A 22666-nucleotide genomic window follows, 5' to 3' on the forward strand; every position below is an offset into this window, starting at 1 on the left:
AAGGATGGGTTACGGGGCAACCCGCCAGTAAAGCGGAAAGCCGGGATCGAAGACCGTGACCGGGCCATCGCCGCCGTCGATCTTGGCCGGGTAGGCGACGGGATCCGCGCCCTTGGTCAATGTGATATGGCCCTCGTTCAGCGGCAGGCGGTAAAAGGCCGGACCGTTGATCGAGGTGAAACCTTCCAGCCGGTCCAGCGCGGCTTCATCCTCGAAGACATGGGCGAGGATCGACATCGTGTTGGTCGCGGTGAAGCATCCGGCGCAACCGCAGGCATGTTCCTTCAGCGCATCCACATGCGGGGCCGAGTCCGTACCGAGGAAAAAGCGCGCATCGCCCGAGGTGGCAGCCGCGCGCAGCGCCAGGCGGTGGCTTTCGCGTTTGGCCACGGGCAGGCAGTAGTAATGCGGCTTGATCCCGCCGACCAGGATATGGTTGCGGTTGATGATCAGGTGATGGGTGGTGATCGTGGCGCTCAGGTCTTCGGGTGCCGATTTGACGTAATCCACCCCGTCCGAGGTTGTGATATGTTCCATCACCACGCGCAGGCCGGGCGTGGCGCGGCGGATCGGGTCCAGGACCTTGTCGATGAACACCGCCTCGCGGTCGAAGATATCGACCTCGGGGCTTGTGACTTCGCCATGGACGCAGAGCGGCAGACCGATCTCGGCCATCCGGTCCAGCACGGCGCGGACATGGTCGAAATTCTTGACGCCCGAGGCCGAATTGGTCGTGGCGCCTGCCGGGTAAAGCTTGACCGCGCGCACCAGGCCGCTGGCATGGCTTGCTGCCACGTCATCGGGATCGGTGTCTTCGGTCAGATAAAGCGTCATCAGCGGATCAAATGTCATGCCCGCCGGCAGGGCTGTCATGATCCGGTCGCGATAGGCGGCCGCCTGCGCGCCGGTGACCACGGGGGGCACCAGGTTCGGCATGATGATCGCCCGCGCGAAATGGCGGGCCGTTTCCGGCAGGACCGCGCGCAGCATTGCGCCATCGCGCAGATGCAGGTGCCAGTCGTCGGGGCGGCGGATCGTGATCGAGGTGCTCATGCCCGTCGCTTACACAATGCGCGCGCACAGGGCTAGAGGTGCCGGCGGCAAAAGCGCCGCAGTCGGGTGCTTTTCAGGCGCTTTTCAAGCCTTTTGCGCCGTGGCGGACCCATTGCCGTTGCGCGCGGGCGGGGGCGGGGTGAATTCGCCGGCGGCGGCGGATTTTTCCAGCCCGTCCAGGCGGCGGCGGATTCGCGGCGCGTTCATCCGTTCAACCACATTGCGGCACAGCAGCATCGCAAGGTAGGGGCGATGCCCTGCGTCCAGATGGCCCAGAAGGTTGCGCAGATAGGCCGGATGATCCCGCCGGGCGCGCGCCTGGCGCGCAAAGGACACAGCGTTCAGCCGGCCTTCGGCGGCAAGCATCAGCAGAGGGGCCAGGATTTCCATCTCGACCAGGTCGCCTTGCAGCGCGTCGCCCATGTGGCGCAGACGTAGTTTGATGACATTGGGGCGGGTGAAAAGGGCCGCGTGCATCGCGTCCAGATCCTCGGCCGGATCATAGATCACATAGGCTTGATGGGCGGCATCCATCATGTCGGGTGCATACCCGTAGCGGTCGGTAAAGTTGGTGCGGCGCATATGGGTGAAGCGGCTGTCCCATTCGGTCACGCGCGGGTCAAGCGTGGCTTGCGGTTGCACGGCCAGCACGATGGCACCGGGCGAGGCCACGGAAAAGGCCGCCGCCGCATAGCCGCAGGGACCGGCGCCGTAGAACACCACGCGGTCATATTCCTCGAAATAACCTTCATCGGTCAGGCGATCGAACAGGGCATAGACCTGCGGATCGCGGAACCATGTATCGCCATCGCTGATCAGGCACAGATGCGACCAGCCCTTGTCGCGCACCATCTCCCAGCCCAGAGGCTGTCCGATATCGGAATGCAGCTGGATCCCCTGAATGGTCTCGAAACTGACCAGCAGCGTGCTGTCACCGTCGATGCGGGTTGCGAAATGCCGCCCGCCAAGGTCGTCGAAACTGCCGAAATCCTCTGCAATCGCAGAGATCTGCGCGATCCATTCGCGTTTTTTCAGACCGGACAGCGACCGGTTTGGCAAGATCTCGGTATCGGGCATGACTGCACGTCCTCATTTGCCTGCCTTGTGTGGCAGGTTTCGTTGCAATCTGGAATAGCGGTCATTTTGGGCGAAATTGGGGAGAATTGGAACCAGTTCAAGGCCATTGCAGGGCATAAGACCGCCCCTGCCGGGCGTGGTGGTTCTCAGTCGTCGGCGCGGGTATCTGCGCGGGCCGCCATCGCGGCCATGGCATGGGCCAGAAGAGGGGCAGCCTCCGCCCGGTCCAGCGCGCGGGATGGGGGCGTCATCTGCAGCCGGCCCATCAGGGCGCGCATCTCCTCGTCCTGCATCAGCGTGTCGAATCGCGCATGCCGCCACGCCACCGCATCCCGGTGCAGCCCGGCCAGCACCGGATCGGCCAGCAGCCGGTCAAGTTCGGCCTGCATCTGCGCGGCCAGCGCCAGGATCGACCGGTCCTCATCGCTGCAGAAATTGCGCTCGACCCAGTAATCAAGGCCCAGGCGGTCTGCGGCATGCACCGCGCGGCCCCTGTCGGATTTGAGCACATAGCTTTGCATCGCGCCCAGCGGATAGTGGTTCAGCTGGACAAGCCGGTGGTTCGGGCGGCCGAAGGGCGAAAACAGACCCGTGCGCCGAAAGCGCGTGGGCAGTTCGCGCCCCTCGCCATCGAACCAGCGCGCGCTGTCCACCCGGCCCGGATCGGGCGCGCGGGGGCGGTGAATGCCGGGTTTGCCGTAGGTGCCATCGTTGCGATAGAGCGTCTTGAACATCGCCGCGCGCCAGGGCCAGTGGATCACCGCAGGGGCCGCACGGGTGAATTGCGCGGTCACCGGATGGTCGGCGTAGGCGACAACACCGGCATTGCCGAACAGCCGCCATGTCAGTGTGATCGCGGTCGCGTCCGGCAGGGCGGCCAGAAGGGCCGCAAGGCTGCGGTCGCCCACATGGATGTTGACGAATTCGTCGATATCCAGCGGCAGGATCCAGTCCGCCTGCCGCAACAGCGGATGACCCGCCGCCCGCTTGAGGCCCGAGAACTGGATGCCCGCCTTGTCATAGGGGGGCAGGTTGCGTTCATGTGCAAGCACGCCCAGTTCCGCCAGCCGGTCCAGCATCCGGTCCGATCCGTCCTGGCAATCGTTCGACAACACCAGAAAATCGGTGAAGCCGACGGCGCGGTGATGGGCCAGCCATTCCAGCAGGAACGCCCCCTCGTTGCGCTGGGTCAGGATGGCCAGCGCGCGCATCAGCTTTCCATGTCCAGGGCCAGCGCATAGGCCACCCGCTCCTGCGCGGTCAGCCTGACCTCCAGCGCCTGCTCGTACAATTCCTTGAATTCGGGCATTTCGTGCAACTCGGCTGCCTTGGCGCGGTGCCAGTCCAGGCCCCGTTCCTGCAAGGCGCGCAGCGTATCATCGCGCATCATGGCGTCGTATTCCGCCTGCATCCGGGGCGTGTTGCGCTTGATCGTGATGTCGCGCACATCGCACCAGTCCATGCGGATCCAGTAGTTCAACCCGATCGAGCGATCCACATGCAGCGCGCGGCCGCGCTGGCGCTTGATCAGAAAGCTTTCGGCGGATCGCAGCGCGTAATGATTGAGTTGCAACAGGTCATAGCCGATCGACTTGACCGAGTTGCGCCAGCCCTTTTCCGCCGCCTCGCGCGTCATGTCCTGGCCCGATCCGTTGACCCAGCGCACCTGGTCGCGCAGGTCATCGCGCAGCTTGTTGGGCCGGTGGCAACTCAGCTTGGCATAGGCGCCCATGTTGCGGAACATGGTCTTGAAGCCCCAGACCGTGTGCGGCTTGGGACAAAAACGCGGAGCACACCATTCGAACTGGTCGATCACGAACCCGTCCGACAGGTCGGTCACGCCGCCATGGCCGAACAGCCGCCAGGTCATCGCCACATTGGTGGCATCCGGCACGCGTTCAAAGAAATCGTCCAGCGTGCCATTGCCGCAGCGCACATTGATGAATTCGTCCACGTCGATATGGATGATCCATTCCGCGTCGCGAATCAGCGGTTCCTTGAGCGCCTTGTTCAGGGCCGATTGCTGAGGCGAATTGCCCTTCCAGCCATCGTTGTTGCGATGCTGGAGCAGGCCCATCTGCTGCATCCGGTCCAGGATCTCGCTGGTGCCGTCGGTGCAATCATTGGTATAGATCAGGAAGTTATCGACCCCGATGGCGCGGTGATAGGCGATCCATTCCGCGATATAGGGCGCCTCGTTCTTCATGCATCCCACGATCACGCGCCCGGTCGATCCGGCTGGCAGGCTGCGCGGGGACAGGGGCGTGTAGGCGGCGGCCAGATCTTCCTCGTTGACCATGCCAAGCCGGTTATGCGGCCGAAAGGGCGAGGCGTGCAGCTTGTGAAAGTTTTCCACCGCCAGCGGCGGCATGATCCGTGCGGCCACGTCGCTCAGCGGGGTGGGGGGCGTTCTGCCGCGCGCTGCCGCCGGTCGCGGCGCGGCCGAAGGTTGCCCGGTCAGGGGCGCGGCTTGGGGCGCAGATTGGGGGTCGACATGCGGGGCTGTCTGCGTCACCGGGGCCGCCGGGGCCGTGGATGGCGTCGGGGCCTGCGCGGCGCGTGCCTCCTGCCGCGCTTCCCTGGCGGCGACACGCTGGGCCCGTTCGATCCGGGCCCGGAAGGCCAGAAGGTACTGGCTGGCGCGGAAGCCCTGGCCGGGATCGGCCTCGGGCAGGGGCTTGACCGTCCGGGCCCTGCTTTTGCGGGGCGCAGGCTGCTCGGGCAGCAGCCCCGCAAGGCCGGGTTGGCTGCCCATTAGCTTGTGCAGATCAACGTCAAGCGGTTTGACGATTGCGGAAAGTGACGCGTGATCAATGGGATCGCCGTCGATGCTGATTTCCTGAATCAACTTTTGCCACAGCGGGCGCGGCACGATCTGGCCGGTCACCTCCTGCAGGCGTTGCAACATCTGGTTCAACTGGCGGGCGCGGGTGATCCAGGCCGCCGAAGGTTGCCCGGCCGGGGTGGCGGGCGCCGCGCGGCCCAGTGTTTCGGGGATATCGAAGGTGGCGCGGATCTCTTCGGTCGCGTCCTCGCCGTAGATGTCGGGCGTATCGCTGCGCCGCAGGGTCAGACTGCCCGCACCAAAGACACCCTCCCAGTGCTGCACAAGACGGGGCAGATCCAGCCAGAACGGCGGCGTTTCCGTCTCGAAGAAATTGCCCTTCGCGGGGTCAATGGCCGGATCAATGGCGGGGGCTTCGGCCAGGGCCGCGTCCCACCATGGGCCCGTGGTCAGCCCTTGTTCCAGCGTCAGCGGGCGGGTGCGCCCCTCCATGACCTGCGCGGCGTAGTGATGCGCCAGCATGCGGGCAGGGGTGTCGACATGGGCATGCAGGCGGATATCGTCACCCAGCGGCGCCAGCAGGTCGCGCAGCCGCTCAAGCTCGGACCGGCGGGCCAGGGACTGGCCCAGGTGGCTGGCCGACAGGATCACCGCGCGCGGCTGATGCGTGGCGATGTCGCGGGCCAGGGTCGTGGCCAGTTCGGCGCGCAGGGCGGCCTGCCTGACCGGATCGGCATGGCCGCGATTGAAGCGCAGTGCATCCACATGATCGGGGTCGGTCACGGCCATGAACAGCCGCGTGTGGTTGCGCGCCCCCGCCGCGCGCGGAAACAGGATGCCCTTGGACAGCAATTGTTCGCGCTTGTCGGCCAAGACCGCCTGTAGGCGCGCGGTGGCCGGGGCATCAAGCCCGATATGCAGGTGAATCCGGGTCATGCTGCACATCCTTGCGCGCTTTGGGCCGCCTTGGGGTTGCGATTGGCGCGGCCCCACCATGTCAGTTTCCGACCGATATGGGCCGTGATCCGCGCCGGCGCCTCGGGATCGGCCACGTCATAGCGCAGGAAGCTCGGATCGTCGCGAAACAGCGCGTCAAGATGGGCGTAATGGCCTTCGATCCAGCGGATACGTTCGGCCGTGGTGGCGCCGAAACCGCGCGGCAGGCCGGGGATATCGCTGGCAGGCAGGCGTTCGGTGCCCAGGTCGGACCAGCGCAGCATGCTGTCGGACAGGGCGCGCGGCTCGCGCCAGCTGGCCAGAAAGCGCAGGCCGGGGTGATGCGCGCGCAGGGCCCGGATCAGGCCATAATCCATCTGCGGCCAAAGCGACTGACCATCGCGCAGGCTGCTGATCTCGGTGAAGGCGTCGAAAGCCTCAAGCCCGGCCAGGGGATCGCCGGTATTGAAATACCCATCATAAAAGCTGCGGGCCACATAGGCGCCATGCAGCCGGGTGTCGGTGGTCTGTCGGCGGCGAATGCGGAAATCCGCTACTTTCAGACCCGTCAGCTTCAGCGCATGGGCCAGGGACGTCGTGCCCGTCTTCGGCAGACCAAGGTTAATGACCCGCAGGCGGTAATGTTGATCGGTCATGCGGCACCCTCCCACAGGTTCAGTTCGCGCAGCAGCGCCTCTTCCTGCGGGGGCAGGGTGGAGGCTGCGCGCAATTGCGCCTGCATCTGCTGGTAGGCGGGTTGCTGCAACAGCGCGTCACGGCGCGCGCGGTGCAGGGACACGCATTCCAGGTGCAGGGCGTCGATCTGGGGATCGGCGCGCAGCCGGGCCAATTCGGCCTCAAGCGCCGGCAGATAGCGATGGATGCTGGTGTCCTCTATGGCGGGATCGTTACGCTCGCGCCAGTAGGTGTCATCGAAGGCGCGGTTCTCGCGGTTCACATCGCCCCGGTCGTTCTTGACCAGGTAGCTGTCCAGGCTGCGAAGCGCGTAGTGGTTCAGCGTGGCGTGCAGGCGCGCACCGGCGGCCGGAAACTTGCGGATGCGGCGCGGATTGGCGGCGACAAGGAACTTGTGCGGCACCTCCCGCCCGGCGGCGTCAGTCCAGCGCGGATGTTTGCGCGGCGGCAGCTTGGATTTGAAAAAGGGCCGGTGTGCGCCGTAATATTGAAGCGGAAAGTCACGCCGGATCAGGGACTTGACCTCGATCGCGGTTTCACCGCACCAGATGTCGGGGTTATGGCTGCGCGTAAATTGCGCGATCACGGGGCGATCGTCGAAAGCCTCGACACCGGCATTGGCGAAGAACTGGAAGGTCACGCTGATCGCCTGCGGGTCGCCGCAGGCGTCGATCAACGCGGGGATGGTGTGATTGCCCACGTGGATGTTCAGGAATTCGTCCACATCCGCGATCCAGACCCAGTCGGCCCGGGTTACGATGTCCTGCGTGGTGGCGTGTTTCAGCGCCTCCATCTGGTAATTGCGCCCCTCTGCGGGGTTGGGCAGGTGGCGCAACACGCCGCGCGCGGCCAGCGCATCCAGCAAACGGTCGGTGCCATCGCTGCAGTCGTTGGAATAAAACAGGAAATCGGTCACGCCGATCACGCGGTTGAAGGCGATCCATTCCAGCAGGAAGGGCCCTTCGTTCTTCACGCAGGTCACCGCGGTGATCCGCATGCCCGCGTCCTGTTCGCTGCGAAGGCCCGCCTGCTGGGCCTTGTCCCGTTCACTCATGACACCATTGCCCGTCGTCTGCCCCGGACAGCTTTTCCACCATCCGATATCCCGCCATTGTGGCAGGTTGTTCTTGTGCAAAACCATCGCAGGTCATGCCGAATCCGTCAATCTTTCGATGAATTTTCCGCAATCTTCGGGCATCGGGGGCGCGCCGTCTTGCCTTGACGGCGGGCAGGGTCAGTTGCAGGGTTCTCGCGAAAGGGAGGATCATTCATGCCGCTGCCGCAATCCATCGACGAGGTGCAAAGCCTGCTGGCCGGACAGGATTATGTCTGCGGCCGGGCGCTGGCCACGGTCACGTTCCTGTCGCTGAAACTGGGACGTCCGCTGTTTCTGGAAGGCGAGGCCGGCACCGGCAAGACCGAGATCGCCAAGGCCATCGCCGCAGCACTGGGCCGCCGTCTGATCCGGCTGCAATGCTATGAGGGGCTGGATGCGGCATCGGCCGTCTATGAATGGAACTTCGCCGCGCAGATGATCGCCATTCGCACGGCAGAGGCTGCGGGCGGGGCCGACCGTGACGCGCTGACCTCCGAGCTGTTCACCGAAGACTATCTGATCGAGCGTCCGCTGTTGCAGGCGATGCGACCGCAGCCGGGCGGCGCGCCGGTGCTGCTGATCGACGAGCTTGACCGCACCGATGAGCCGTTCGAGGCTTTCCTGCTGGAGGCGCTGTCGGATTTCCAGGTGACGATCCCCGAACTGGGCACGATCCGCGCGCCCGAGCCGCCCATCGTCATCCTGACCTCGAACCGCACCCGCGAGGTGCATGACGCGCTCAAACGTCGCTGTCTCTATCACTGGGTGGATTATCCGACCTTCGCGCGCGAGATCGAGATCCTGCAGGCCCGCGCGCCGGAAGCGTCCGAGGCGCTCAGCCGCGAGGTGGTGGCCTTCGTCCAACGCCTGCGGACCGAGGATCTGTTCAAGAAACCGGGTGTCGCGGAAACCATCGACTGGGCGAAATGCTTGCTGGCGCTTGATGTGATCAGCCTGAGCCCCGAGGTGATCGCCGACACGCTGGGCGCGATCCTGAAATATCAGGACGATATCGCCAGATTGCAGGGCAGCGAGGCCAAACGCCTGCTGGACGAGGCGCGCGCATCGCTGGAGCCTGCGTGATGCGGTCCGCGTTGCAGCGGGGGGCTTTCCACCCCCCGCACCCCCCCGAGGATATTTGCCGCAAGAAGAAGCGGGGGTAGGGCGTGGCCGAATACATCCCCCTGGACCTGCCGGACAATCCGCGACTGGCCGAGAACATCACCCATTTCGCCCGCGCCCTGCGCAAGGCGGGCCTGCCCATCGGCACAGGCCGCGTGATCGACGCGATCCGCGCCGTGCAGGCGGCGGGGTTCACCGACAAGCGCGATTTCTTCTGGGTGCTGCATGCCTGTTTCGTGAACCGGCCCGAACACCGGGCGGTTTTCGCGCAGATCTTCCGCCTCTACTGGCGCGATCCGCGCTATCTTGAGCATATGATGTCGATGATGCTGCCCGCCATTCGCGGCGTGCAGGAGGAGCGCACGGCCCAGGCCGCCGAAAAGCGCGCCGCCGAGGCGTTGCTGGACGGCGCGAACCGGCCTGTCGAGCAGGACAGCCCGCGCGAGGAAGAGACGATGATCGAGGTCGATGCCTCGATGACCATCTCGACCGAGGAGCGGCTGAAGACACTGGATTTCGAACAGATGAGCACGGCCGAGATCGCGGCCGCCAAGCGGATGCTGGCGCGGATGAGCCTGCCGGTGAAGCCGATCCCCTCGCGGCGTGGCCAGCCCAGTCTGACCGGCCACCGTATCGACTGGCGGCGCACGATGCGCGCGTCGATGCGGCGGGGCGGCGAACTGCAGGGCCTGGCGCTGAATACACCGCGCCCGCGCTGGCCCAATCTGGTGGTGCTTTGCGATATTTCCGGCTCGATGAGCCAATACAGCCGGATGGTTTTGCATTTCCTCCATGCCGTGGCGAATGAAAAGGGGGCGGGCTGGGCGAAGGTGCATGCCTTCACCTTTGGTACGCGCCTGACCAATATCACCCGCCACCTGGCCACGCGCGACGTGGATCAGGCACTGAAAGCCGCCGGGGCCGAGGCGCAGGATTGGGAGGGCGGCACGCGGATCGGCACTTGCCTGCATGCTTTCAACCGCGACTGGTCGCGGCGCGTCATGGGGCAGGGGGCGGTCGTGTTGCTGATCACCGACGGGCTGGACCGCGACAGTGCCGCCGACCTGGGCCGCGAGATGGACCGCCTGCACCTGTCGTCCCGCCGCCTGATCTGGCTGAATCCGCTCTTGCGCTGGGACGGGTTTGCGCCCAAGGCGCGCGGGATCGCCGCCATGCTGCCGCATGTGGACAGCTTCCGCGCCGGGCATTCCATCGACAGCCTGGAAGCGCTTGCCGCCGCGATATCAAAGCAGGATGATACGGGCGAGAAGACACGGCTGATGGCGGCGCTGCGGTCGGGATGACCGACGTGGCCCGCGCGCGTCACGCGCGCCAAGGGAGGGCAAAGACATGACCGAAAGATATGACCGGATCCCCGAGATCGCGCTGGACTGGCACCGCGACGGGCGCGGCGCCGCGATCGCCACGGTGGTCGAGACCTGGGGATCGGCCCCGCGCCGCGTCGGCAGTCAGCTTGTGATTTCCGGCAAGGGCGAGATCGAGGGGTCCGTCTCGGGCGGCTGTGTCGAGGGCGCGGTGGTGACCGAGGCGCTGGAGGCGCTGGAGGAGGGCCGCGCGCGGATGCTGGAATATGGCGTGAGCGACGGCGACGCCTTTGCCGTGGGCCTGGCCTGTGGCGGCACGATCCGCGTGCTGGTGGAACCTGTCGGCGCCGAACTGACCGAGGATCTGCTGGCGGCCCTGGTGGCGGCACGCACCGCGCGCCGCGCGGTGGCCTATGTCGCCGATCTGGACAGCGGCGCGCGGCGCCTGACCACGGATGGCTATCCCGAGCGGTTCCGCATGGATCGTTCGGGCTTTGAGGACGAAGGGCGCGTTTTCGTCGCGATCCACAACCCGCCGCTGCGGATGATCGTGGTGGGCGCGGTCCATATCGCGCAGGCGCTGGTGCCGATGGCGCGGATCCTGGGTTATGACCCGGTGATCGTGGACCCGCGCGATGCCTTCGGCAGCCAGGCCCGCTTTCCCGGCGAGACGATCCTGAACGATTGGCCCGATGATGCCATCGCCACGCTGGGTCTGGACGCGCGCACCGCGCTGGTGCTGCTGACCCATGATCCCAAGCTTGATGATCCCGCGATCGAGGCGGCCATGGCCTCGGACGTGTTCTATATCGGGGCGCTGGGATCGAAACGCACCCATGCGTCACGGGTGGAACGCCTTGCGGCCAAGGGGATCGCGCCGGACCGGATCGCGCGCATCCATGGTCCCGTGGGGCTGGACATAGGTGCTGCCGGACCGGCCGAGATCGCGCTGTCGATCCTGGCGGAATGCACGCAAGTGCTGAGGAAAGGATGAAATTCGGACCCGTCCCCCTGGCCGATGCCACGGGCGCGATCCTCGCGCATTCCGTCGATCTGGGCGGCAAGCGGCTGCGAAAGGGCGTGATGCTGGAGGCGGGGCATGTGGCGGCGCTGGCGGCGGCGGGGCATGCGCGCGTGATCGTGGCGCGGCTTGAGGCGGGCGATGTGCATGAGGATGCCGCCGCTGCCGCCCTTGCCGCCGCGCTGGTGCCCAATCCCGGGGCCGCGGGGCTGCGCCTGACCGCGCCTTTTACCGGCCGGGTGAACCTGATCGCCGAGGGGCCGGGTGTCGCGGTGCTGGATGTGCCGGCCCTGACCGCGCTGAACGCTGTGGCCCCGATGATCACCCTGGCGACCGTGCCGCCGTTTCAGCAGATGGCCAGGGGCGGCATGGTCGCGACGGTCAAGATCATTTCCTACGGGGTCGCGGGGGCGGATCTGGATCAGGCCTGCGCGCTGGCGCGGGGCGCGGGCGCGGGCACGATCCGGCTGGCGCGACCCGTTCTGCGCGGCGCCACGCTGATCGTGACAGAGATCGGCGGCGGGTTGGACAGCACCGAGGCGACAGGCCCCGACAAGGGCCGCACCGCCATCATGGCGCGGCTGACGGCGCTGGGCATGGCGCTGGACGCGGTCGTGGCCGTGCCGCACCGAATGCAAGAACTGGCGCAGGCCATTGCAGCAGCAGATAGTGACATGGTTCTGATCCTGACCGGATCGGCCACGTCCGATATCGACGATGTGGGCCCCTCGGCGCTGCGGCTTGCGGGCGGGCAGGTGGACAGGTTCGGCATGCCGGTCGATCCCGGCAACCTTCTGTTTCTGGGGCATTGCGACGGACGCCCGGTCCTGGGTCTGCCGGGCTGCGCGCGCTCGCCTGCGCTGAATGGTGCGGACTGGGTCCTGTCGCGTCTGGCCTGCGGTCTGACGGTGTCGGCGCAGGACATCGCGGGCATGGGGATCGGCGGATTGCTCAAGGAAATCCCGTCAAGGCCGATGCCGCGCGCAGGGCGCAAGGCCGCCACACCTGCCGGTGATCAAGACTGACGCGCAGCTCCAACCGCGAAAGCGATAGCAAGTCACATCCCTGCGAGTGGCGGTAAAATTCGTGCTTCTCATATGGCCGGGGCCATGCTTAGACTGGCGATGTGAACGACATAAAAACAGACTCTGGGAGGAGCGTCATGGCACAGGTCTCTATGACCGTGAATGGCAAGGCCGCGTCGGGAGACGTGGAAGGCCGTACACTACTGGTACAATTCTTGCGCGAAAACCTGCACCTGACGGGCACGCATGTGGGCTGCGACACTTCGCAATGCGGGGCTTGCGTGGTGCATGTGAACGGTCAGGCGGTCAAAGCCTGCACCATGCTTGCGGCCGAGGCCGAAGGCGCCGAGATCCGCACGATCGAAGGCATGGCCAATGCCGATGGATCGCTGAACACCGTGCAGCAGGCATTTCAGGACCATCATGGCCTGCAGTGCGGGTTCTGCACGCCCGGCATGGTGATGTCCGCATCAGCCCTTCTGGCCGAGAACCCCAACCCGACCGAGGCCGAAATCCGCGCCTACCTGGAGGGTAATATCTGCCGCTGCACCGGCTATCACAACATCGTCAAGGCAATCATGGCCGCAGCCGGCCAGGACGTGAGCAAGATCGCAGCCGAGTAAGATCGAGGGATGCGCCACCGCGGCGCTGTCTTCGCATAACCTAGGATAACGGAAGGCACCGCCCCGAGGAGGGGGCCGTCTTTCACTCAGGGAGAGGAACACCATGCCCAAGGATCATGGAATTGGCGCCAGCCCCAAGCGGCGCGAGGATCTGCGGTTTCTGACCGGAACCGGCAATTACACGGATGACATCAATCTTTACGGACAGCTTTACGTGCATTTCCTGCGCTCGGATGTGGCGCATGGGCGGCTGAACAAGGTCGATACCTCGGATGCGGCAGGCATGCCCGGCGTGGTGCGGATCTTCACGGGCGACGATTTCGCCGGGGTGGGCGGTCTGCCCTGCGGCTGGCAGGTCACCGACAAGCACGGCCAGCCGATGCAGGAACCGGGCCACCCGGTTCTGGCCCAGGGCAAGGTGCGCCATGTAGGCGATCCCATCGCCGCCGTCGTCGCCGAAAGCTACGAGCAGGCGCGCGACGCCGCCGAAGCCATCGTGCTGGATATCGAGGAACTGCCCGCCGTCATCGACATGAAGGCCGCGCTCAAGGAGGGCGCGCCGAAGGTGCATGACGATCTGACCTCGAACCTCTGCTATGACTGGGGTTTCGTCGAGGAAAACAAGGCCGCCACCGACGCGGCGTTCCAGACAGCCGCGCATGTGACCACGCTGGAACTGGTCAACAACCGTCTTGTGGCCAACCCGATGGAGCCGCGCGTGGCCGTAGGCGACTATAACCGCTCGACCGATGAATCGACGCTTTATAGCACCAGCCAGAACCCGCATGTGATCCGCCTGCTGATGGGCGCCTTCGTGCTGGGTATCCCCGAGCACAAGCTTCGTGTCGTGGCCCCTGATGTGGGCGGCGGTTTCGGCACCAAGATCTTCCACTATGCCGAAGAGGCCTTCTGCACCTTCGCCGCGCGGCAGTTGAAGCGCCCGGTGAAATGGACCTCGACCCGGTCCGAGGCGTTCATGTCTGACGCGCATGGCCGTGACCATGTGACCAAGATCGAACTGGCGCTGGACAAGGACAACAATTTTGTCGCGCTGCGGACTGAAACCTATGCGAACATGGGCGCGTATCTGTCCACCTTCGCGCCGTCAGTGCCGACATGGCTGCATGGCACGCTGATGGCGGGCAACTACCGCACGCCGCTGATCTATGTGAACGTCAAGGCGGTGTTCACCAACACCGTGCCGGTTGACGCCTATCGCGGCGCGGGCCGTCCCGAGGCGACCTATCAGCTGGAGCGCGTGATCGACAAGGCCGCGCGGGAACTGGGTGTGGACCCGATCAAGCTGCGCCGTCAGAACTTCATCACGCAATTCCCCTATGCCACCCCGGTGGCGGTGGAATATGACACCGGCAACTATGTCGCCACGATGGACAAGCTGGAAGAGATCGCGGACCTGTCCGGCTTCGAGGCGCGCCGCAAGGCGTCCGAGGCCAAGGGCAAGCTGCGCGGCCTTGGCGTGAACTGCTATATCGAGGCCTGCGGCATCGCGCCGTCGAACCTTGTGGGCCAGCTTGGCGCGCGCGCCGGGCTTTACGAAAGCGCGACCGTGCGGGTGAACGCCACCGGCTCGATCAGCGTGATGACCGGCAGCCACAGCCACGGGCAGGGGCATGAAACCGCCTTCCCGCAGGTGATCGCGGAAATGCTGGGCATCGACGAGTCGATGATCGAAATCGTGCATGGCGACACCGCCAAGGGTCCGATGGGCATGGGCACCTATGGCTCGCGCTCGCTGGCCGTGGGCGGCAGCGCGATGGTCCGCGCGACCGAGAAGATCATCAACAAGGCCAAGAAGATCGCGGCCCACCTGATGGAGGCCTCGGACGCGGATATCGAGGTGAAGGACGGCAAGTTCCACGTCGCGGGCACCGACAAATCCGTGGCCTGGGGCGATGTGACCCTGGCGGCCTATGTGCCGCACAACTACCCGCTGGAAGATATCGAACCGGGGCTCGAGGAAACCGCCTTCTACGATCCGTCGAACTTCACCTACCCCTCGGGCGCCTATTGCTGCGAGGTCGAGGTCGATCCGGACACCGGGCGCGTCACCATCGAACGGTTCAGCGCTGCGGATGATTTCGGCAATATCATCAACCCGATGATCGTGTCGGGGCAGGTGCATGGCGGGATCGGGCAGGGTATCGGCCAGGCGCTGCTGGAAGGCTGCGTCTATGACGAGAACGGCCAGCTTCTGACCGGGTCCTACATGGATTACGCGATGCCGCGCGCCTCGGATGTGCCGTTCTACACGGTGGATCATTCCTGCGTCACGCCCTGCACCCACAACCCGCTGGGCGTGAAGGGCTGCGGCGAGGCCGGGGCCATCGGATCGCCACCCGCTGTCGTGAATGCCGTGATCGACGCGCTGCAATCGGCCGGCAAAACCGTGACCCATATCGATATGCCGCTCTCGCCCAACCGGGTGTGGGCCGCAATGAACGCCTGAGGAGAAGCCATCATGTATAACTTCGAGTTTGTCCGCCCCAAGACGATCGCGGATGCCGTGGCGGCTTTGGGCCATGAAGGCGCGCAGGCGCTGGGCGGGGGGCAGACCCTTCTGCCCACCATGAAGCAGCGTCTGGCCAGCCCCGAAACGCTGGTCAGCCTGACCGGCATCCCCGAGATGCAGGGCGTCTGCACCTCGGATGAGGGCCATCTGTGCATCGGGGGGGCCACCCCCCATGCCGTGGTCGCGCGAGAGGCGGCGGCGAAATACCCGGCGCTTGCGGGGCTTGCCAGCCATATCGGTGACCCGGCGGTGCGTAACCGTGGCACCATCGGCGGCAGCCTGGCCAATAACGATCCCTCGGCCTGCTACCCCTCTGCGGCGCTGGGGTCGGGCGCGGTGATCGTCACCAACACCCGCCACATCGCGGCCGATGACTACTTCCAGGGGATGTTCACCACCGCCCTGCATGACGGCGAGATCATCACCGAAGTGCGCTTTCCGGTGCCGGAAAAGGCCAGCTACCAGAAGTTCGAACAACCCGCCTCGCGCTTCGCGCTGGTGGGCGTGTTCGTGGCCAAATACGCCGACGGTGTGCGCGTGGCCGTCACGGGCGCATCCGAGGAAGGCGTCTTCCGCTGGGCTGAGGCCGAGGAGGCGCTGTCCAAATCCTTCACCGCCGACGCGCTGAACGGTTTGACCGTCCCCGCCGATGGCATGATCGGAGATTTGCACGGGTCGAAAGAATACCGCGCCCATCTGGTCGCCGTCATGACCAAGCGGGCCGTTGCCGCCGCGGCGTGATTTGGGTTTGATGTATTAGGAAACGCCCCCGCGGGACACCGCGGGGGCGTTTTCGTAGGGTGCGTGCTCGCACGCACCACTAGCCCTTCCGCGTCAACAAGCGGTGCGTGCAAGCACGCACCCTACGGCCTGTAAGCATCAGGGGCTTGCCCGGATCAAACCGATGGGGGGAGATGAAAAAGAAAATCCTGATGGTCCTTGTCGCCGCACTTCTGGCAACCGGATGCGTTCCTCTTCCGTCGCAAACCACCACCGTCGTCTACGAAGCCCAGGGCCCAGGTGCCGAGAAAGGCTCGGGTGGCGGCTGCACGGGTGTCGCCTGGTCCTATTACCGATTCAATCTGGATGACCCTGGTCTTCCCGTGCCCGCGTGGCGTACCAAGCCGGAAGAGGTCAGGGTCAGCGTCTTGCCAAAAGACGGTGTGCTGGAGGTGGTATTCACGGGCTGGTCCACAAGAAGCCGCAAGTCGATCTACTTTGACGCTTCGGACATTCGGATCAGGCTCGATGGCAAGTCACGCCAGTCCCGCAACAGTTCCGAAAACCGGTATACGGATTTCATGTGGGGGAGCTCGCTGAGTCTGGAAATCGACATCGGCAGGGATTTACCTGCAACAGTGACACTCGACGCAGGTCGCAGGGCCGTGGTCGTTGATGGCAAGGCCTTCCCACTTCCGAGAATGACGTTCAAACGCGCGACACGGACCACGACGATGCTCACGCGGCCATTGAATTGCTGAACATCACCGGAACGCAGAGCGTCTTTGGCTCATTTTGACGTCTCACGTCGGACCGGTGCGCAAGGCTTCGATTGTGGGGCCCCCTTCCGACATGACCTCAAGCCCTTGCCAAACCCTCAATCATCCCTAACAGATCCTGAACGCCTCCGCGTAACCCATTGAAAACGCTCTATGCGGGAAATGTCCCATCGTGGGACGGGCCTTTGGCCCCGGCCCAAATTAAAACCGCCCCGGCGTCGCGTGTACGGGGGCGGTTCAATCAGCCATATTGGCCGGATTACTTCGGCAGCGGTCCGATCAGCATGATCATCTGGCGGCCTTCCATCTTGGGGAAGTTCTCGACGCGGCCCACCTCCTTGGTGTCCTCGGCGACCCGTTCCAGCAATTCGCGGCCCAGGTTCTGGTGCGCCATCTCGCGGCCCCGGAAACGCAGGGTGATCTTCACCTTGTCGCCTTCCTCCAGGAACTTGAAGACCGAGCGCATCTTGACCTCATAGTCATGCTTGTCGGTGTTCGGGCGGAACTTGATTTCCTTGATCTCGATGATCTTCTGCTTCTTGCGCGCTTCGGATTCGCGCTTCTGCGTCTCGTATTTGTACTTGCCGAAATCCATGATCTTGCAGACCGGCGGCGCGGCATTGGGAGAAATCTCGACCAGGTCAAGGCCCGCTTCTTCGGCCATCACAAGGGCCCGCTCGGGCGTGACGACGCCGACGTTCTCGCCATCTGCGCCAATCAGCCGGATTTCGGGGGCGCGGATGCGTTCGTTGATGCGGGGGCCTGTTTCGCGCTGCGGGGGCGCGTTATGCGGTCTGCGGGCTATGGTATTGTTCCTTCATTTGTTGGCATATTTCGAGGTCGCAACCTAACCTTGGGCGAAGCTTTCTTCAAGCGTCAAATCGGCTGATCCCTGCCGAGGGTTCAGGTGCCGGGTTGCGCCGCGCAGGCGGGGTTCTCATCTGGGTGGGCAGGGGCGTTTCGCATCATGCGGCGCGCCAACCACACAGAAAGGAAGACAGCCATGAACAAGACCATTCTGACCGCTGCGGTGGCCGTGGTTGCGGGTGCTGCCATCTACATCACCCTGCCTGACAGGACATCCGACAGTCCCGCCGTGGAGACGGCCACGCCCGCCGCGCCGACCCAAGCGCCGGCGACTGCCGCGCCCGAGACTGCGCCGGCCCCTGCCGAAACCGCCCAAACGACTGCGAAAGAGACCGTCAACCAGGCCGCCGAGGCGGCGCAGGACGCCGCGCAGGACGTAACGCAAGCCGCGCGCGACATCGCCGAGGAGGCTGCAAGCGCCGTCAATCGCGCGGTGCAAGAGGCCACGACAGCGGCAGATACCGCCGCCGAGGCCGTGGCCGATGCGGCGCGCGAGGCGCTGAACACGGCCACGGGCGCAGCCCCGGCCAGCCCTGAGGCGTCCGCTCAGGCGCTTGCGTCAGTCGCCGCAGACGCAGGCATGACCGAGGCGGATGTAGTGGCCGCGCTGAGTGTCGAGGGGTTCGATTTCGATCGTGCCGCCGCCATCGTCGCGGCCTCGGACCTGGGCGATCTGCGAAAAACATTGCTGACCAGCGGGCTGGAACAGGCGCAGGGCAATCCTGACCTGCTGAGGCTGGCCCTGGACCAGACCCGGAGCGCGCTGGGTCTCTGATCGCGACACAGACAAGCGAAAGGCCGCCAAGCGAAAGGCCGCGCCGGGGCAGCCCGGTGCGGCCTGTTTTGCCGGATCTGCCGTGATCAGCCGACGAAAGCCTTTTCCACGACATATTCGGCGGGGTCCGAATTGGCCCCTTCGCGCAGGCCGAACCCTTCCAGCACCTGCTTCATGTCGGTGTTGAAGGCCAGCGAGCCGCAGACCATCCCGCGATCGGTGTCAGGCGAGATCGGCGGGATGCCCAGATCGGCGAAGACCTTGCCGCTGGTCAGGTTGTCGGTGATCCGGCCCATCTGCGCGCTGTCCTCGCGCGTTGTGGTGGGATAGTAGCGCAGCTTTCCGGCCACGAATTCCCCGATCAGCGGATCCTCGGGCAGGCTTTCGACCAGTTGGCGGCCGTATTCCAGTTCGGCCACATCGCGGCAGGTGTGCATCATGATCACCTCGTCATAACGCTCATAGGTCTCTGGGTCGCGCATGAGGCTGGCGAAAGGCGCAAGCCCGGTGCCGGTGGCGAAGAACCACAGCCGCTTGCCCGGCAGCAGCGCGTCCAGAACCAGCGTGCCCACGGGCTTGGGCCGCAGGATGATCTGATCGCCCGGCTGGATATGCTGCAGCTTCGATGTCAGCGGCCCGTCCTGCACCTTGATCGAGTAGAACTCCAGCTCCTCGTCCCAGCTGGGCGAGGCGATGGAATAGGCGCGCAGCAAGGGTTTGCCATTCTCGCCCATCAGGCCGATCATCACGAATTCGCCCGACCGGAACCGCAGGCTTTGCGGGCGCGTCACGCGGAAGGAAAACAGCCGGTCCGTCCAATGGGTCACGGATGTCACCGTCTGGGCATCGGGCAGGGTGGGGGTCTTGGGAATCGAAATCTCGGTCACTGTCAGGCTTTCGGTCATATGCATCATGCCGGGCACTAAACCGGCATCCTTTTCCTATCTTTGATCCATGTCAGATGAAAGCACGGGATTACCCGCGCAGGCGCGCCTGATAGTCATGGGCGCGCCAGTCGGCACGGGCCAGCCATTGATCCTCGGGCTGGCGGGCCGCCAGTTCGGCGGAAATCTCGACCTCGTCAAAGCCTGCGCGCCGCGCCATGGCATATTGATCGGCGATCACGTGACCAGAGGCGCGCAAGCGGCCCTGATAGCCGCGCAGGCGCAGGCGGCGAGCCAGGGTAAAACCGCGCCCGTCCGCGAAACTGGCAAAGGGGATGCGGATCAGACACAAACCGTCCAGCGCCAGCGCGTCCGGATCGGCCTCGGCGGGCAGGTCCAACGCCTGGGTGTCCGGGGTGACATTCGACGGGGTGGCAAAGGGAAGGGTCCAGTCATCGGCCACAAAGCCGCTGTCGCGCACGATCACGGTGCTGTTCAAAGTCATTGGCCTGCTCCTGTCCTGACCATCTTTCCATTCACGAAATGGATGCCGCATTCTTCCTTGGCGGCCCCGCGCCAGCGGCCGGCGCGCTCATCCTCGCCGGGTTTCACGGGCGAGGTGCAGGGCGCGCAACCGATCGAGGGATAGCCCCGTGCCACCAGCGGATGACGCGGCAGGCGGTTGTTGATCATGTAGTCCTGCACATCGGCCTTGTCCCAATGGGCCAGCGGATTGACCTTGAGGCGCCCGTCGATATCGGCCTCGAAAAACTCAAGCGCCGCGCGGGTGCCGGCCTGAAACCGCTTGCGCCCGGTGATCCAGGCGTCAAACCCGTCAAGCGCGCGTTCCAGCGGCTGGGTCTTTCGCAGCGTGCAGCAGGCATCAGGGTTGCTGCCGTGCAGGTCACCCGCGGGGTCTTGCCGGGCCAGATCCTCGGGCCGGGCCTGGATGATACGCAGATCCGTCAGGCCAAGCCGGTCCGCCACCTGCCGCTGATAGTCCAGCGTTTCGGGAAACAGCATCCGGGTGTCGATGAACAGCACCGGCGCGGTCCGGTCGATCACGGCCAGCATGTGCAAAAGCACCACGCTTTCCGCCCCGAAGGAGCTGACCAGCGCGATCCGGCCCACTTGGGGATCGGACAGCGCATGGCGCAGCACCGCGCTGGCCGCGTGGTGCCGGTAGCGCAGGTTCAGATCGTCCGCGCGCGTCTCGACGGGTTCCAGCGGGGCCTCAAGCGGCATGGCGATCGCGTGCCTCCGGGTAGAGTGCTGCCTTGAAGGGCGCCAGGCCCAGGCGGCGATAGACCTCAAGGAAGGTTTCCGACGCATCTTCGCGCAGCGCCAGATAGGCGCGGATCAGCCGTTCGATGGCGGGCAGCAGATCTTCGGCGGCAAAGCCGGGGCCTGCGCGTTCGCCGATCACCGCATCCTGCGTGCCATCGCCGCCCAGCGTGATCTGGTAGTTTTCCACGCCCGCGCGATCCAGCCCCAGAATGCCGATATGGCCGACATGGTGATGCCCGCAGGCATTGATGCAGCCCGAGATCTTGATCTTGAGCGGGCCGATGTCATGCTCGAGCCTGAGCGCGTCGAAATGGGTTGCGATCTCTTGTGCGACGGGGATCGACCGGGCCGTGGCCAGGGCGCAGTAATCCATGCCGGGGCAGGCGATGATATCGCTGATCAGGCCGATATTCGCGGTGGCCAGCCCGGCGGTTTTCAGCGCGGCATGCAGCGCGGGCAGATCGGCGCGGGCGACATGGGGCAGGATCACGTTCTGTTCGTGGCTGATACGCAGCTCGTCATAGGCATAGCGCGCGGCCAGATCGGCCATCAGGCGCATCTGGCCCGCGGTGGCATCGCCGGGTGTCGCGCCATGCGCCTTGAGGCTGATCGACACGATCGCATGATCCGCGCGGCGGTGCGCGGTCAGGTTGGTATCGGCCCAGGACCGGAACACCGGATCGTTCTGATAGGCGATGTCATAGGGGTGCGTGTCGCGCGCGGCAAAGGCGGGCGGCGCGAATTGCGGCTCGATCCCTGCCAGAAGCGCCTGATCCGCCCCGTTGAAGGCGCGGCGCAGGGTGGTGAACCGTTCCTCGACCAGGTCGCGGACGCGGTCGATCCCGTTCTCATGCACGGTGATCTTGATGCGCGCCTTGTATTTGTTGTCGCGCCGTCCCAGCAGGTTGTAGACGCTGACGATCGCCTCGAGATAGGGCAGCAGGTCGGCGCGTGGCAGGAAAGGCCGGATCACCTGCCCGATCATCGGGGTGCGGCCCAGCCCGCCGCCCACGATCACCTCGAACCCGACCTCCCCGTTCCGTTCGACCATACGCAGCCCGATATCATGGGCGCGGGTCACGGCGCGGTCATTGGGGCTGCCGGTCACGGCGATCTTGAACTTGCGCGGCAGGAACTGGAATTCGGGGTGATCCGTGGACCATTGGCGGATCAGCTCGGCCACGGGACGCGGATCGGCCAGCTCATCCGCGGCGGCACCTGCGAAATGATCGGCGGTGACGTTGCGGATCGTGTTGCCGCTGGTCTGGATCGCGTGCAGCCCCACCTCGGCCAGCGCGTCCAGCATGTCGGGCACATCCGTCAGCCTGGGCCAGTTGTACTGGATGTTCTGGCGGGTGGTGAAATGGCCGTAGCCCTTGTCCCATTTCTCGGCCAGCAGCGCCAATTGCCGCATCTGGGCGGAATTCAGCGTGCCATAGGGAATGGCGACCCGCAGCATATAGGCATGCAGTTGCAGGTAGAGACCGTTCATCAGGCGCAGCGGCTTGAATTCATCCTCGGTCAGCGAACCGTCAATGCGGCGCGCGACCTGGGCGCGGAACTGCGCGTTGCGTTCGGCCAGAAAGGCCCTGTCGAATTCGGTATATTCATACATGCGCTGTATCCTCCTGCTTGCCATGGGCATGGTTCGACGGGCCCTTGCGGCGAAAATCCTCGCGGAAATGGGCAGGCTCCGGCCCGCGGGGGCCGGGGATCACATCCGCCAGATAGGCACCCACGACGCGGTGCGGCTGGCGCTGGGCATCCAGCAGGCGCAACTGGGCGATGGCCTCATCGTCGATCACCTCGGCCTGCGACAGGCTGCGGGTCCAGCTGTCATCGGCGGCCAGGTAGATCACGTCACCTTCCAGTAGCGCGTTGGCCGTGACGACCTTGGGGGTGAAGCGGGGCATGGACATCTCCTTGACGCGTGTTCCGAAGCGGTCTGTTTTCGGTTTGACCTTTGCCGCAATATAGGAAATATTCCCGGTAATGCGCCAGTATCACCGGCAGATAAGGAACAATGTTTCTGTCAGGAGGGGTTGGCGTGATGAAATTCCACTGA

The 22666-nt window shown here is 65.1% G+C and carries 21 protein-coding genes; 9 read left to right on the plus strand and 12 right to left on the minus strand.

Annotated features, from left to right (window positions below):
• Positions 1–9 precede the first annotated feature (9 nt).
• The 6 genes from pyrC to ACFQ3C_RS03040 all read right to left on the minus strand — a co-directional run bounded on the left by pyrC (position 10) and on the right by ACFQ3C_RS03040 (position 7544).
• Positions 10–1053 (minus strand): dihydroorotase, encoded by a 1044-nt coding sequence (pyrC, locus tag ACFQ3C_RS03015; RefSeq protein WP_380788946.1) that lies wholly within the window; start codon positions 1051–1053, stop codon positions 10–12.
• Positions 1054–1137: 84 nt separating this feature from the next.
• Positions 1138–2130 (minus strand): phosphoadenosine phosphosulfate reductase, encoded by a 993-nt coding sequence (locus tag ACFQ3C_RS03020; RefSeq protein ID WP_380788947.1) that lies wholly within the window; start codon positions 2128–2130, stop codon positions 1138–1140.
• A gap of 146 nt (positions 2131–2276) precedes the next feature.
• Positions 2277–3341, minus strand: a complete 1065-nt coding sequence (locus ACFQ3C_RS03025; RefSeq protein ID WP_380788948.1) for a glycosyltransferase family 2 protein — start codon at positions 3339–3341, stop codon at positions 2277–2279.
• Positions 3341–5851 carry a glycosyltransferase family 2 protein gene (locus tag ACFQ3C_RS03030; protein WP_380788949.1) on the minus strand — a complete coding sequence of 837 codons (2511 nt, stop codon included), beginning with the start codon at positions 5849–5851 and terminating at the stop codon, positions 3341–3343. Before ACFQ3C_RS03030 ends, ACFQ3C_RS03025 begins: the two co-directional genes overlap by 1 nt.
• The gene (locus ACFQ3C_RS03035; protein ID WP_380788950.1) at positions 5848–6507 is read right to left on the minus strand and encodes a sulfotransferase; all 660 of its coding nucleotides are present in this window, start codon (positions 6505–6507) and stop codon (positions 5848–5850) included. Before ACFQ3C_RS03035 ends, ACFQ3C_RS03030 begins: the two co-directional genes overlap by 4 nt.
• Positions 6504–7544 carry a glycosyltransferase family 2 protein gene (locus ACFQ3C_RS03040; protein ID WP_380789115.1) on the minus strand — a complete coding sequence of 347 codons (1041 nt, stop codon included), beginning with the start codon at positions 7542–7544 and terminating at the stop codon, positions 6504–6506. Before ACFQ3C_RS03040 ends, ACFQ3C_RS03035 begins: the two co-directional genes overlap by 4 nt.
• Before the next feature lie 273 nt (positions 7545–7817).
• Here ACFQ3C_RS03040 and ACFQ3C_RS03045 point away from each other — a divergent pair, with 273 nt between their 5' ends.
• The 8 genes from ACFQ3C_RS03045 (at position 7818) to ACFQ3C_RS03080 (ending at position 16770) form a co-directional block, all read left to right on the plus strand.
• Entirely contained in the window at positions 7818–8726 is a 909-nt protein-coding gene (locus tag ACFQ3C_RS03045; RefSeq protein WP_380788951.1) for an AAA family ATPase, read from the plus strand.
• An 83-nt stretch (positions 8727–8809) separates the two neighbouring features.
• The gene (locus tag ACFQ3C_RS03050) at positions 8810–10069 is read left to right on the plus strand and encodes a vWA domain-containing protein (RefSeq protein ID WP_380788952.1); all 1260 of its coding nucleotides are present in this window, start codon (positions 8810–8812) and stop codon (positions 10067–10069) included.
• Between the two features lie 46 nt (positions 10070–10115).
• A complete protein-coding gene (locus ACFQ3C_RS03055) occupies positions 10116–11084 on the plus strand; it encodes an XdhC family protein (RefSeq protein WP_380788953.1) in 969 nt (322 codons plus the stop codon).
• On the plus strand, positions 11081–12136 hold the full coding sequence (locus ACFQ3C_RS03060) for a molybdopterin-binding protein (protein WP_380788954.1): 1056 nt from the start codon (positions 11081–11083) through the stop codon (positions 12134–12136). Before ACFQ3C_RS03055 ends, ACFQ3C_RS03060 begins: the two co-directional genes overlap by 4 nt.
• 137 nt (positions 12137–12273) lie before the next feature.
• On the plus strand, positions 12274–12759 hold the full coding sequence (locus ACFQ3C_RS03065; protein ID WP_380788955.1) for a (2Fe-2S)-binding protein: 486 nt from the start codon (positions 12274–12276) through the stop codon (positions 12757–12759).
• A gap of 103 nt (positions 12760–12862) precedes the next feature.
• Complete coding sequence (locus ACFQ3C_RS03070) at positions 12863–15226, plus strand: xanthine dehydrogenase family protein molybdopterin-binding subunit (protein ID WP_380788956.1); 2364 nt, start codon at positions 12863–12865, stop codon at positions 15224–15226.
• Between the two features lie 12 nt (positions 15227–15238).
• A complete protein-coding gene (locus tag ACFQ3C_RS03075) occupies positions 15239–16030 on the plus strand; it encodes an FAD binding domain-containing protein (RefSeq protein ID WP_380788957.1) in 792 nt (263 codons plus the stop codon).
• A gap of 173 nt (positions 16031–16203) precedes the next feature.
• Positions 16204–16770 carry a hypothetical protein gene (locus ACFQ3C_RS03080; protein WP_380788958.1) on the plus strand — a complete coding sequence of 189 codons (567 nt, stop codon included), beginning with the start codon at positions 16204–16206 and terminating at the stop codon, positions 16768–16770.
• 277 nt (positions 16771–17047) lie between these two features.
• Here the strand turns inward: ACFQ3C_RS03080 and infC are convergent, their stop codons facing one another.
• Positions 17048–17593, minus strand: coding sequence for a translation initiation factor IF-3 (infC, locus tag ACFQ3C_RS03085; protein ID WP_380789116.1), 546 nt, complete (start codon positions 17591–17593; stop codon positions 17048–17050).
• Between the two features lie 198 nt (positions 17594–17791).
• Between infC and ACFQ3C_RS03090 the strand changes: the two genes are divergently transcribed.
• A complete protein-coding gene (locus ACFQ3C_RS03090) occupies positions 17792–18430 on the plus strand; it encodes a translation initiation factor 3 (protein ID WP_380788959.1) in 639 nt (212 codons plus the stop codon).
• 86 nt (positions 18431–18516) lie between these two features.
• On the opposite strand, the gene ACFQ3C_RS03095 is transcribed toward ACFQ3C_RS03090, so the two are convergent.
• The 5 genes from ACFQ3C_RS03095 to ACFQ3C_RS03115 all read right to left on the minus strand — a co-directional run bounded on the left by ACFQ3C_RS03095 (position 18517) and on the right by ACFQ3C_RS03115 (position 22514).
• Positions 18517–19335 (minus strand): ferredoxin--NADP reductase, encoded by an 819-nt coding sequence (locus ACFQ3C_RS03095; RefSeq protein WP_380789117.1) that lies wholly within the window; start codon positions 19333–19335, stop codon positions 18517–18519.
• Positions 19336–19405: 70 nt separating this feature from the next.
• The gene (locus ACFQ3C_RS03100) at positions 19406–19819 is read right to left on the minus strand and encodes a DUF934 domain-containing protein (protein ID WP_380788960.1); all 414 of its coding nucleotides are present in this window, start codon (positions 19817–19819) and stop codon (positions 19406–19408) included.
• Complete coding sequence (locus ACFQ3C_RS03105; protein WP_380788961.1) at positions 19816–20559, minus strand: phosphoadenylyl-sulfate reductase; 744 nt, start codon at positions 20557–20559, stop codon at positions 19816–19818. The genes ACFQ3C_RS03100 and ACFQ3C_RS03105 overlap by 4 nt, the downstream gene beginning before the upstream one ends.
• Positions 20549–22216, minus strand: coding sequence for a nitrite/sulfite reductase (locus ACFQ3C_RS03110; protein WP_380788962.1), 1668 nt, complete (start codon positions 22214–22216; stop codon positions 20549–20551). Before ACFQ3C_RS03110 ends, ACFQ3C_RS03105 begins: the two co-directional genes overlap by 11 nt.
• The gene (locus tag ACFQ3C_RS03115) at positions 22209–22514 is read right to left on the minus strand and encodes a DUF2849 domain-containing protein (RefSeq protein ID WP_380788963.1); all 306 of its coding nucleotides are present in this window, start codon (positions 22512–22514) and stop codon (positions 22209–22211) included. Before ACFQ3C_RS03115 ends, ACFQ3C_RS03110 begins: the two co-directional genes overlap by 8 nt.
• Between the last annotated feature and the right edge of the window lie 152 nt (positions 22515–22666).

Origin of the sequence: Seohaeicola saemankumensis (assembly GCF_042678485.1) — a bacterium.
In the GTDB taxonomy this organism is placed as follows: Bacteria; Pseudomonadota; Alphaproteobacteria; order Rhodobacterales; family Rhodobacteraceae; genus Seohaeicola; species Seohaeicola saemankumensis.

Excerpts from the sequence above, each read along its gene's own strand:
- pyrC (WP_380788946.1), bottom strand. The coding sequence starts at position 1,053 with ATGAGCACCTCGATCACGATCCGCCGCCCCGACGACTGGCACCTGCAT.
- ACFQ3C_RS03020 (WP_380788947.1), bottom strand. The coding sequence starts at position 2,130 with ATGCCCGATACCGAGATCTTGCCAAACCGGTCGCTGTCCGGTCTGAAA.
- ACFQ3C_RS03025 (WP_380788948.1), bottom strand. The coding sequence starts at position 3,341 with ATGCGCGCGCTGGCCATCCTGACCCAGCGCAACGAGGGGGCGTTCCTG.
- ACFQ3C_RS03030 (WP_380788949.1), bottom strand. The coding sequence starts at position 5,851 with ATGACCCGGATTCACCTGCATATCGGGCTTGATGCCCCGGCCACCGCG.
- ACFQ3C_RS03035 (WP_380788950.1), bottom strand. The coding sequence starts at position 6,507 with ATGACCGATCAACATTACCGCCTGCGGGTCATTAACCTTGGTCTGCCG.
- ACFQ3C_RS03040 (WP_380789115.1), bottom strand. The coding sequence starts at position 7,544 with ATGCGGATCACCGCGGTGACCTGCGTGAAGAACGAAGGGCCCTTCCTG.
- ACFQ3C_RS03045 (WP_380788951.1), top strand. The coding sequence starts at position 7,818 with ATGCCGCTGCCGCAATCCATCGACGAGGTGCAAAGCCTGCTGGCCGGA.
- ACFQ3C_RS03055 (WP_380788953.1), top strand. The coding sequence starts at position 10,116 with ATGACCGAAAGATATGACCGGATCCCCGAGATCGCGCTGGACTGGCAC.
- ACFQ3C_RS03060 (WP_380788954.1), top strand. The coding sequence starts at position 11,081 with ATGAAATTCGGACCCGTCCCCCTGGCCGATGCCACGGGCGCGATCCTC.
- ACFQ3C_RS03065 (WP_380788955.1), top strand. The coding sequence starts at position 12,274 with ATGGCACAGGTCTCTATGACCGTGAATGGCAAGGCCGCGTCGGGAGAC.
- ACFQ3C_RS03070 (WP_380788956.1), top strand. The coding sequence starts at position 12,863 with ATGCCCAAGGATCATGGAATTGGCGCCAGCCCCAAGCGGCGCGAGGAT.
- ACFQ3C_RS03075 (WP_380788957.1), top strand. The coding sequence starts at position 15,239 with ATGTATAACTTCGAGTTTGTCCGCCCCAAGACGATCGCGGATGCCGTG.
- ACFQ3C_RS03080 (WP_380788958.1), top strand. The coding sequence starts at position 16,204 with ATGAAAAAGAAAATCCTGATGGTCCTTGTCGCCGCACTTCTGGCAACC.
- ACFQ3C_RS03090 (WP_380788959.1), top strand. The coding sequence starts at position 17,792 with ATGAACAAGACCATTCTGACCGCTGCGGTGGCCGTGGTTGCGGGTGCT.
- ACFQ3C_RS03095 (WP_380789117.1), bottom strand. The coding sequence starts at position 19,335 with ATGACCGAAAGCCTGACAGTGACCGAGATTTCGATTCCCAAGACCCCC.
- ACFQ3C_RS03100 (WP_380788960.1), bottom strand. The coding sequence starts at position 19,819 with ATGACTTTGAACAGCACCGTGATCGTGCGCGACAGCGGCTTTGTGGCC.
- ACFQ3C_RS03105 (WP_380788961.1), bottom strand. The coding sequence starts at position 20,559 with ATGCCGCTTGAGGCCCCGCTGGAACCCGTCGAGACGCGCGCGGACGAT.
- ACFQ3C_RS03110 (WP_380788962.1), bottom strand. The coding sequence starts at position 22,216 with ATGTATGAATATACCGAATTCGACAGGGCCTTTCTGGCCGAACGCAAC.
- ACFQ3C_RS03115 (WP_380788963.1), bottom strand. The coding sequence starts at position 22,514 with ATGCCCCGCTTCACCCCCAAGGTCGTCACGGCCAACGCGCTACTGGAA.